The 10,020-nt window shown below is 65.9% G+C and carries 7 protein-coding genes; 5 read left to right on the top strand and 2 right to left on the bottom strand.

The window, feature by feature from the left end:
• Nucleotides 1-624: aldehyde dehydrogenase family protein (locus WAN02_RS18650; RefSeq protein WP_422265728.1), on the bottom strand; the 624-nt coding region annotated here is incomplete at its 3' end.
• Between the two features lie 104 nt (nt 625-728).
• Between WAN02_RS18650 and WAN02_RS18655 the strand changes: the two genes are divergently transcribed.
• On the top strand, nt 729-1,532 hold the full coding sequence (locus WAN02_RS18655) for an enoyl-CoA hydratase/isomerase family protein (protein WP_422265729.1): 804 nt from the start codon (nt 729-731) through the stop codon (nt 1,530-1,532).
• Entirely contained in the window at nt 1,522-2,874 is a 1,353-nt protein-coding gene (locus tag WAN02_RS18660; RefSeq protein ID WP_422265730.1) for a lipocalin-like domain-containing protein, read from the top strand. The genes WAN02_RS18655 and WAN02_RS18660 overlap by 11 nt, the downstream gene beginning before the upstream one ends.
• 15 nt (nt 2,875-2,889) lie before the next feature.
• Here the strand turns inward: WAN02_RS18660 and WAN02_RS18665 are convergent, their stop codons facing one another.
• Nucleotides 2,890-4,569: a serine/threonine-protein kinase gene (locus WAN02_RS18665; protein ID WP_422265731.1), complete on the bottom strand. Its 1,680-nt coding sequence runs from the start codon at nt 4,567-4,569 to the stop codon at nt 2,890-2,892.
• A 122-nt stretch (nt 4,570-4,691) separates the two neighbouring features.
• Between WAN02_RS18665 and WAN02_RS18670 the strand changes: the two genes are divergently transcribed.
• The 3 genes from WAN02_RS18670 to WAN02_RS18680 all read left to right on the top strand — a co-directional run.
• Nucleotides 4,692-5,903, top strand: a complete 1,212-nt coding sequence (locus tag WAN02_RS18670; RefSeq protein WP_422265734.1) for a low temperature requirement protein A — start codon at nt 4,692-4,694, stop codon at nt 5,901-5,903.
• Nucleotides 5,904-5,977: 74 nt separating this feature from the next.
• Nucleotides 5,978-6,703 carry a DUF1906 domain-containing protein gene (locus tag WAN02_RS18675; RefSeq protein ID WP_422265732.1) on the top strand — a complete coding sequence of 242 codons (726 nt, stop codon included), beginning with the start codon at nt 5,978-5,980 and terminating at the stop codon, nt 6,701-6,703.
• Nucleotides 6,704-7,189: 486 nt separating this feature from the next.
• The coding region (locus tag WAN02_RS18680) for a fatty acid synthase subunit beta domain-containing protein (RefSeq protein ID WP_422265733.1) at nt 7,190-10,020 on the top strand (2,831 nt) is incomplete at its 3' end.

Consider the following 10,020-nt stretch of genomic DNA (forward strand, 5'->3'; position numbering starts at 1 on the left):
CACCACCCCTTCGGGCAGCTCCAGCTGCTCGATCATCTCGGCCAACCACAAAGCGTCGAAAGGTGTTTCGGGCGCGGGTTTGACGATGACCGGGCAGCCGGCGATCAACGCGGGTATCAGCTTGGGCATGATCAGGAACTGCGGCACGTTCCACGGCACGATCGCCGCGACGACCCCGACCGGGGCCCGGTGCAGGTGCACCTCGCCGAGCACGCCGTGGCGCCGTTCGGTCCAGGGGAAGTCGCGGGCGACCCCCAGGGAGAGGTGGATCATCGACACTGCTGCGGCAGCCTGACCCAGCCGGCTGAAACTGCGCGGCGAGCCCATCTCGTCGGTGATCAGGTCGGCCATCTCGTCGAGGTGGCCACCGTATATGGCCGCCAGTTGCTCGACCTTGCGCATGCGCTCGTGCGGGCTGAGCCGCGGCCACGGTCCATAGTCGAAGGCATGCCGAGCGGCGGCGACTGCATCGTCGACGTCCGCGGGCGTCGCCGCGGGAACGTCGCCAATCGAACTCTCGGTGTGCGGGGAGATGACCGTCAGGCGCTGATCGGTGGACGGCTTACGCCACTGCCCGCCGATGAAAAGCTGGTCGTAGCAACGGTGATCACGGGTTTCCGGCATAAGGCACGACCTTTGAAAAGGCGATGGCAACTTCGCTATTGATGCTAACATAGCAAAAAAGACGGGCCGCCTGGCAACTGCCGTGGATCAACTGTGAAGGCGACGTGAGCGACGAACTTCTGGTGACGACGGACGGCGCCGTCCGCGTCGTGACGATCAACCGTCCCGATGATCTCAACGCCGTCAACGCCGCCTTGCACCACAAACTGCTGGATGTCTGGCGCGATCTGGAGCGCGACACCGGCGCCCGTTGCGTGGCGCTCACCGGCGCCGGTAAAACCTTCAGTGGCGGAGGCGATTTCGCGTTCCTGAAGGCGCAACACCGCTCGCTTGGCTACCGGTATGACATCTCCGCCCAGGCGGCGGACATCCTGCATGCGATGATCAACTTTCGGTTGCCGGTGGTGGCGGCGGTCAATGGCCCAGCCGTCGGACTGGGCGCTTCGCTGGCGCTGTGCTGCGACCTGGTGTTGATGTCCGAACGCAGCTATCTGTGCGATCCCCATGTGTCGATTGGCCTCACCGCGGGCGACGGTGGCGCACTGTTGTGGCCGTACATGACGAGCCTCATCCGCGCCAAGGAGTACGTCTACACCGGCGAGCGCATCCCGGCGGCTCTGGCGGTGGAGCTGGGTCTGGCCAATCGGGTCGCGACCGCCGAGACGTTGATGGAGCAGGCGCTGCAACTGGCTGCCCGGCTGGCGGCTCAGCCGGCCCGCGCATTGCAGACCACCAAGCGGGCGTTCTCTAAGCACCTTGCTCAGGCAGCGATTGCGATCGTGGACTACGGACTGGCGGCCGAAACGCTCGAGCTGGGTGCCGACGACCACATCGAGAAAGTGCGAGAGTTCCTGGGGGCCGACAAGTACGACGCGATCGAGACACCCGAGGCGGGACATGAACACTGATTGGCGCAAATATCCGTTCCGCCTGGTGCACGACGACAGTGCGATGGATTTCCCCGTCGCCGAAGGCTTACATGCCGACCAGGAGTCCGACACCTGGTTCATCGCCGGCGAGCTGGCCGGCGCAACGGGCCGCTCCTTTGCATTCCTGACCATCTTCAACAAGAACCGTCCTGGCGGCGGCGTAGTTGCCGATTTCTACACAATGTCGCTATTTGATTGCGATACAGGCGAATACGGCACCTACACGGACTACGACATGCCGCCCAAGAACATGCAGCCCGGTGCGCGTCAGAAGATGTCGATGACCGCCGGATATCTCGATATCCGTTACGAAAGCAGCGCCGGGCCGGTGGTGTGGACAGCGTGCCGTGACGGCCGGGGCGAACTGCGGCCCTACACCTACCGGGTCAGCCTGCGCGGCGTCGATCAGGCCGGCCAATCGATGGAACTGGACTTGGATGTCACGCCGACGCGTGCGCCGGTACCCGTCGGCGCGGACACCTTCGACGGCAAGATCACCTGCTTCGGCCAGGACGACACCTACTCGTATTTCCAAACCGGCATGGCAATGAGCGGAACGCTGCGCTGGGGCGATCGGGACGAAGATGTCAGCGGCAGCGCGGGACACATTGACAGACAATGGTTTCCCCGATACGCCGGCGGCGGGGGAACCGGCGGAGACCCGCGAGCCAGGTCGCACGAATGGCGCACGATCAACCTCGACAACGGCGTCGACATGAGCATCTGGCGGCAGTTCGACCGGACGGACGGCAATGTGCCGCAACCATTCACCGGTGTGACGGTGAGCTATCCCGACCCGGAGAGGGCTCCGGAGTACGCGGAGGACGTCGACGTGATGGTGAGCAGCTACGTCCGCTGGCCCGATTCGATTCGGCCACTCGTGCGGCCGCTTGCCCCGAACCGGTTCATGCCGGATCGCCACCGGTTGCAATGTGCCTCTTTGCAATTGGATCTGACCGGCGAGCCCATGGTGCCGGCACCCGCGCACGGGCTGCCGATCGAATACATGGAAGGACCGTATCGCTACCGCGGAACACTGCGGGGGGAACCGGTGAGCGGCTTCGCGTTCTACGAGCGTTCGCTGGCGCTGTACCGCGATTGGGAGTTGATCGACGTGCTGTCGTCCGCCGTCGAGAATCTCAGCGGGGCCGACCCGCAATTGGCTGATGCGGTCGATGAGGTGCGCCCGCTCATCGCGTCGGGAAATCGGTCGCAGGCGCGAAAGCTGTTGCAGTCCATGCTCGCAGGGCTACCTGCCGATAGCTCGGACTGCCGCGACGTTGTCGAAGCCCTGGACACGGTGCTGGCGGCCGACAGCTGACGAGTGTCGACCCGGTCACCCTCCGGGTGGCTCCCAGGCGAATCCGCCCGGGGTGCTGACGCAGTTCACCGGACCGCCCGAGTTCGAAATCGCGGAGGAACCCTCCGCGCCACATGGCATGCCGACCGCCGGTCGGGTGTCCAAGCCGCCTGCCGGCGGCTTCGGTGACGTCGTTGTTGTCGGTGGAGTCGTGTGCGGCGTCGTCGTCGTCGGTACGGTCGTCTGCGCCGGTGCGGTCGTCGTGACCTTCGGTACGGTCGTGGTGGTCGGCGGCAACGTCGTGACCGGCGCGCTGACGATGGGCCGCGGCCCGACCACCGGGGGCGGCGGTGCTGGGGCGATGAACGCGGGCGGCGCACTGGTCACCGCAGGAATGGCAGCGGTGGGCTCGGCCGACGTGCTCTCCACTCTGCTTGGTGTGTCAGTGGATTGAGACGCCGAGCGCAGCGCTCGCACACCCACGAACCAGGCCAGCAGTACGACCACGATCACACCACCGATCGCCGCGGAGTGCTTCAGTCGGCGCGTGCGAGCCTCGGCGGCCTCGTCATCGGTTACGTGGTGGTCGGGCGGCGTGCGTCTAGCGGACGTGACTGCATCGTCGATGTGGCTGTCCGGTAAAGCACGTGGAATGGCGCCATTTCTGGCCGCGTGGGCAGCGAATGCGGCCGGTTTGGTCGGCGTGTTGGGTCTAGTCGGCGCGGTTGCAGCGGCTGGCGCGGTTGGCGCGGTTGGCGCCGCAGCGTCTGACCTGGGCGTTGCGGGGGCCGTCGCGGACGCAGCATCCGTGTCATCGGTCGCCTCGCGGAAAATGGACGCAGCGCGCGATTCGGATGTGGGGCGGATGTGTGAGCGTGTACCGCCGTTCGACTCGAGTGCTTTGGCGAAGTCGCGACCCCGCCGGAACCTGTCGACCGGGTCATTCGAGAGCGCGCGGGCGAAGATCGCGTCGAACTCGATCAGGTCGGGCCGGATCTCGCTCGGTCGGGGTGCTCGATCGTTGAGCTGCCTGTTGACCACCACGGACGGGTTGAAATGTGCGAACGGCGGCGCCCCGGTCAACATGTGAAAAGCGCTGGCCGCCAAAGCGTATTGATCGGCGCGGCCGTCGAGTTCATCGCCCATCAGCTGCTCGGGCGCGGTGTAGCCGGCGGTCCCGATGAACAGGCCGGCCCGGGTCAGCGTGTTATGCGCCCCCTCGGGCCGCGCTACACCAAAGCCCGTCAACGCAATTCGCCTTCTGTCCGCCGGCGATTTGCCGACCACGATGTTGCCGGGATTGACGTAGCGGTGCAGCACCCCGCTGTCGTGCGCGTAGTCCAAGGCCTCCGCAATCGCGGAAACGATCTCGATCACCATCCTCGGCGGCATGCCATCGAGATGGCCATCGCTCAGCAATTCGGCCGCGTCGGAGCCGTCGATGTACTCCGACGAAAGCCACAACTGATCCTCGAACTCCCCGCGGTCGGTGAGCCCCGCGATGTTCGGGTGCCATAGCGCCGCTGCCAGGTCGGACTCCTGGTGGAACCGCTCGCGGTAATCGAGGTCGATGGAAATCTCGGCCGGAATCAGATGAAGAACCTGCTGGCGCGGAAGCCGTGGGTGCTCGGCCACGTAGAGCTCACCGAACTCCTCGTATCCAAGCTGCCGCACGATGCAGAATCCGGCGGCCGTCGCTCCAATGACCAGCGGCATGTGGAGATGGTACAGACCGGCGTCAGAGACCCAGGGCATGTGGGGGAACGGGTGAGAATGTCTGCGTGAGCGAACCCGGAAGCCACCAGAGCAGCGAAGGCCTTGCGCACCGGCTCCGCCGGATGTCTGGTCGTGACCCGCACGAGCCGCATCGGGTGGCCACTCCGCTGGAGTTGCTGTTCGACCTCACGTTCGTGATCGCCTTCGGCGTCGCCGCATCGCAGCTCGCGCACATGTTGGCATCGGGTCACGTCGGCGCGGGATTGGCCGGCTTCGTCTTCGCCACGTTCTCGGTGTGTTGGGCGTGGATCAACTTCAGCTGGTTTGCCTCGGCCTATGACACTGACGACTGGGTGTACCGGCTGACGACGATGTTGCAGATGGTGGGGGTGCTGGTTCTCGCGTTAGGGATTCCGCAGGTGTTCTCGTCGATAGCCGAGGGCCGGCATGTCGATAACCGGGCCATGGTCGCCGGCTACGTGGTGATGCGGGTGGCGATGGTGATCCAGTGGCTACGCGCCGCCATGCAAGATCCCGCTCGCCAGGCCGCATGCTTGACCTACGCGGTCGCCATCACCGTCGCGCAAGTCGGCTGGGTTGCCATCGCGGTCGTCCAGAGTTCGCTGGGCGTGACCTTCCTGCTGGTTGCCGTGATGGTCGGGATCGAGCTCAGTGGACCGCTGCTCGCCGAAAAACGGATGGGTGGCACACCCTGGCACGCACATCACATCGCCGAGCGCAATGGACTGCTGACGATCATCGCGCTCGGTGAAGGCGTGGTCGGGACCGTCGCCTCGCTGTCGGCGGTCGTCGCCGAACAGGGTTGGACGACTGACGCCGTGCTGGTGGCGGTTGCGGGGACAGGTCTGACGTTCGGTATGTGGTGGGTGTATTTCGTGGTTCCGGCCGCTGACCTGCTGCACGCTCACCGCGAGCGCTCGTTCGGCTACGGCTACCTCCACATCGTCGTGTTCGGGTCCATCGTCGCGACCGGTGCGGGGCTACATGCGGCTGCCGACTTCATCGAACACAAGTCGGCGATGGACTCGGTCGCCACGGTCCTGGCGGTCGCCATACCGGTGGGCGTCTACATCGCCGCGGTCTACGGGACCTATCTGATGCTGACCCGAGCATGGGATGGCTTCTATGCATCCGTCGTGCTGATCACTCTTTCGCTCCTGGGCGCGGCCGTCGGCCTCGCATCCGCGGGGGTTTCCACCCCGACGTGCCTGCTGGTTGTCACCGCAGCGCCGGGGGCCGCCGTCGCCGGTTTCGAATCGCATGGACACCGGCGCACGGCGCACGCCCTGGCTAAGGACGCGGGGTCAGGTTGACCGCCAACCGTTGATGCAGATGTGACGAGTGGCGTTGATGTGGTAATTGATGCAGTTGTCGTACTCTGTGACACGTGGCGCACATATCACGGCGCGACGCGCTGAAATTTGCGGCCGCAACACCGGCCCTGATCGGGCTCGTCAGCGCGGCGGAATCGCTGCGTGCCCCGTCGGCGTCCGCGGATGGCCTTGGCGTATTGCTGGATTACGCGGCAGGAGTGATCCCCGCCGACCAGATCAGGGCCGCCGGTGCAGTGGGCTCCATCCGGTATGTGTCCGACCGGCGGCCCGGGGGATCCTGGATGCTCGGCAAGCCGATGCAGATCAATGAGGCACGGGACCTGCACCAGAACGGCCTGAAGATCGTGTCCTGCTACCAGTACGGAAAAGAGGCCTCCGCCGATTGGCTGGGCGGCCAAAGCGCCGGCGTGCAGCACGCCAAGCGCGGGTGGCAGCTGCACACCGCCGCCGGCGGGCCTGCCAACGTACCCATCTACGCCTCGATCGACGACGACCCGTCCTTTGAGCAGTATCAAGCGCAGGTCGCGCCCTACCTGCGAGGCTGGGAATCCGTCGTCGGCCACCAGCGGACCGGCGTCTACGGCAACTCCAAGACGATTGAATGGGCGCTGCACGACGGCCTGGGCTCGTACTTCTGGCAGCACAACTGGGGCTCGCCGGGTGGCCGGACGCATCCTGCCGCCCATCTGCATCAAGTCGAGATCGACAAGCGCCACGTTGGCGGCGTCGGCGTGGATATCAACAACATCTGCAAGCCGCAATTCGGCCAATGGGCCTGAGCTTTACTCGCCGGTAAGTTTTCCAGCAAACTTCTGTCGATCGACCGATCGGCCGGTGTGTCAACAGTCGCACCGCGCCGTCTCGTCGACCATGGACCTCGAGGTCGGAGATGACGCAAATTTTCAAGATAACGATTAGGTAACAATACTGCCTTGATCTGCGCAGTTATAGCTACTCGACCGTAACCACCTGCATGCAGCAAGTTTGGTCCGGACACCGTCAGCGGCGTGTGAGCGGAGTGTTACCCAGCCCACCATTACTCGCGCGTAGAACTCACCAGTAACCAATTTGCGCCGGAAACTCCCAGGTTTCTTATGACACTCTTAGTGCAACCGATGACGCCTTCCTTGGCTTGACCCGCGGAAGCGGGGTCAGTCGATCTAGGGCCGGTTGGACCGGGGCGCAATCGGAATGTGGACCGAATTACGGGGCAGCGTGGCTCTGGCACGCAAGTGGTGGACAGACGCAATGAGGGAGATACACACGTGACGATCTATGAGCACCACCGAGTGTCGGCCGACCGCGACGGCCTCCCCTCGGACACTCATGCTCTGGTCGATCGGCTGAGTTCCGGCGAGCCGTACGCGGTCGCGTTCGGTGGTCAGGGCGGCGCATGGTTGGAGACGCTGGAAGAGCTGGTGTCGTCGGCCGGTATCGAATCCGAGCTTGCGACGCTGGTCGGCGAGGTGGACCTGCTCCTCGAGCCGGTGGCCCGCGAGCTCGTGGTGGTGCGACCGATCGGCTTCGAGCCGCTGAACTGGGTGCGCGCGCTGGCTGCCGAGGACCCGGTTCCGTCCAACAAACACCTGACCTCGGCCGCAGCGTCGCTGCCTGGTGTCCTGCTCACCCAGATCGCCGCGATTCGCACCCTGGCCCGTCAGGGCCTGGACCTGATCGCCACCCCGCCGGTGGCCGTCGTCGGGCACTCGCAGGGAATCCTGGCCGTGGAGGCCCTGAAAGCGGCGGGGGCGCGCGATATCGAGCTGCTGGCGATGGCGCAGCTGATCGGCGCCGCCGGCACGCTGGTGGCCCGCCGACGCGGCATCTCCGTTCTCGGTGATCGCCCGCCGATGGTGTCGATCAGCAACGCCGACCCCGAGCGCATCTATCGGCTGCTCGAAGACTTCTCGCAAGACGTCCGCACCGTATTGCCGCCGGTGTTGTCGATCCGCAACGGCCGGCGTTCGGTGGTCATCACCGGAACCCCCGAGCAGCTGTCCCGCTTCGAGCTCTACTGCAAGCAGATCTCGGAGAAGGAAGAAGCCGACCGCAAAAACAAGGTCCGCGGCGGTGACGTGTTCACGCCGGTCTTCGACCCGGTCCAGGTCGAGGTGGGCTTCCACACTCCGAGGCTCGCCGACAGCATCGCCATCGTCGGCGAATGGGCCGAGAAGGTCGGCATCGATGTCGAGTTGGCCTGCGCGATGGCGGACGCCATCCTGGTCCAGCCGGTCGACTGGGTCGACGAAGTAATCAGGGTCCACGAGGCGGGTGCCCGCTGGATTCTCGACCTGGGTCCCGGCGACATCCTGACCCGTCTGACCGCTCCGGTGATCCGCGGTCTCGGAGTCGGCATCGTGCCTGCGGCGACCCGCGGCGGCCAGCGCAACCTGTTCACCGTCGGCGCCGTACCGGAGGTGGCCCGGCCGTGGTCGAGTTACGCCCCGTCGGTGGTCAGCCTGCCCGATGGCCGGGTCAAACTATCGACGAAGTTCACCAGGCTGACCGGCCGGTCGCCGGTTCTTCTTGCCGGGATGACCCCGACCACCGTCGACGCCAAGATCGTCGCCGCCGCGGCTAACGCGGGGCACTGGGCTGAGCTCGCCGGCGGCGGGCAGGTCACCGAGCCGATCTTCAACGACCGCGTCGAGCAGCTGTCCGGGTTGCTCGAACCCGGCCGTACCTACCAGTTCAACGCGCTGTTCCTCGACCCGTACCTGTGGAAGCTGCAGGTCGGCGGAAAACGCTTGGTGCAGAAGGCCCGTCAGTCCGGCGCGGCGATCGATGGCCTGGTCGTCAGTGCCGGCATCCCCGAGCTGGAAGAGGCTGTCGAGCTGATCGAAGAGCTCAACGAAATCGGCATCTCCCACGTGGTGTTCAAGCCGGGCACCATCGAGCAGATCCGCTCGGTCATCCGCATCGCCACCGAAGTGTCGACCAGGCCGGTCATCATGCACGTCGAGGGCGGGCGCGCCGGTGGCCACCATTCCTGGGAAGACCTCGACGACCTGCTGCTGGCCACCTACTCCGAACTGCGGTCGCGACCCAACATCACCGTCTGCGTCGGCGGCGGCATCGGGACTCCCGAGCGAGCAGCCGAGTACCTGTCCGGTCGCTGGGCCCAGGCCTACGGCTTCCCACTGATGCCCGTGGACGGCATCCTGGTCGGGACCGCGGCCATGGCGACGCTGGAGTCCACCACCTCGCCGTCGGTCAAACAGATGCTGGTCGACATCCAGGGCACCGATCAGTGGGTCGGCGCCGGAAAAGCGCAGGGCGGCATGGCCTCTGGCCGCAGCCAGCTCGGCGCCGACATCCATGAGATCGACAACACCGCCTCCCGGTGCGGTCGGCTGCTCGACGAGGTCGCCGGTGACGCCGAAGCGGTCGCTGCGCGCCGCGACGAGATCATCGCCGCGATGGCCAACACCGCCAAGCCGTACTTCGGCGACGTCGGCGAGATGTCCTACCTGCAGTGGCTGCAGCGCTACGTCGAGTTGGCCATCGGTGACGGCGACAGCACGGCCGACACGGCTGAGCCTGGCAGCGCGTGGCTGGCTGACACCTGGCGTGAGCGGTTCGAGCAGATGCTGCAACGCGCTGAGGCGCGGCTGCACCCGCAAGACTCCGGCCCGATCGACACGCTGTTCGGCGACGCCGCCCTGTTGGAGCGTCCCGATGAGGCCATCGCCGCGCTGGTCGCCCGCTACCCCGACGCCGAGACCGTGCTGCTGCACCCGGCCGATGTCCCGTTCTTTGTCACCCTGTGCAAGACGCTGGGCAAGCCGGTCAACTTCGTGCCGGTGATCGACAAGGACGTGCGCCGTTGGTGGCGAAGCGATTCGCTGTGGCAGGCCCACGACGCCCGCTACGACGCCGACCAGGTCTGCATCATCCCGGGTACCTCGGCAGTCGCCGGTATCTCCCGGCTCGATGAGCCGGTCGGCGAGCTGCTCGACCGCTTCGAGCAGGCCGCGATCGATGACGTGCTCTCCACCGGCGCGACCCCGGCCCCGGTGACCGCGCGACGGCAGGGCCGTCGCGACGTGCGAGGACCGTTGGCCACCGTGCTCGACGCGCCGGATGTGTTGTGGGC

Source organism: Mycobacterium sp., from assembly GCF_049281135.1.
Taxonomy (GTDB): domain Bacteria; phylum Actinomycetota; class Actinomycetes; order Mycobacteriales; family Mycobacteriaceae; genus Mycobacterium.